The 608-nt window shown below is 67.6% G+C and carries 1 pseudogene; it reads right to left on the bottom strand.

Going from position 1 to position 608, the window contains the following annotated elements:
* A pseudogene (locus tag HV796_RS43120) lies at positions 1-608 on the bottom strand (ammonium transporter); the annotation flags it as partial.

The following is a 608-nucleotide window of genomic DNA, read 5'->3' as shown; positions in this document are numbered from 1 at the left end:
GTGGCCGACCAGAAGCAGATCGCACCGGCCAGCAGGCCGATGACCAGCGCGCCGGCGACACCGACGAAGCCCGAGGCCGGCGTAATCGCGACCAGACCCGCGACCGCGCCCGACACGATGCCGAGCACCGACGGCTTACCCTTGGCGATCCATTCGGCGAACATCCAGCTGAGCGCGGCCATCGCGGTGGCGATCTGCGTGGTCAGCATCGCGAAGCCCGCACGGCCATCGGCGGCCACGGCCGAACCCGCGTTGAAGCCGAACCAGCCGACCCACAGCATCGAGGCGCCGATCAGCGACAGCACGAGGTTGTGCGGCGCCATCACGTCCTTGCCGTAGCCGGTGCGCTTGCCGAGCACCAGCGCGCAGACCAGCGCCGCGATACCCGCATTGATATGCACGACCGTGCCGCCCGCGAAGTCGAGGATGCCCGCGCTGGCCAGCCAGCCGGTCGGCTCCCACACCATGTGCGCGATCGGCGAGTAGACCAGGATCGACCACAGCGTCATGAACACCAGCATCGACGAGAACTTCATGCGGTCGGCGAACGCGCCGGTGATCAGCGCCGGCGTAATGATCGCGAAGGTCAGCTGGAAGCAGAAATAGAC

This window comes from Paraburkholderia humisilvae, assembly GCF_902859855.1.
GTDB classification, from domain to species: domain Bacteria; phylum Pseudomonadota; class Gammaproteobacteria; order Burkholderiales; family Burkholderiaceae; genus Paraburkholderia; species Paraburkholderia humisilvae.
The sequence above is the reverse complement of the archived record's forward strand: the minus strand, read 5'-3'. Positions and strand labels throughout refer to the sequence as shown.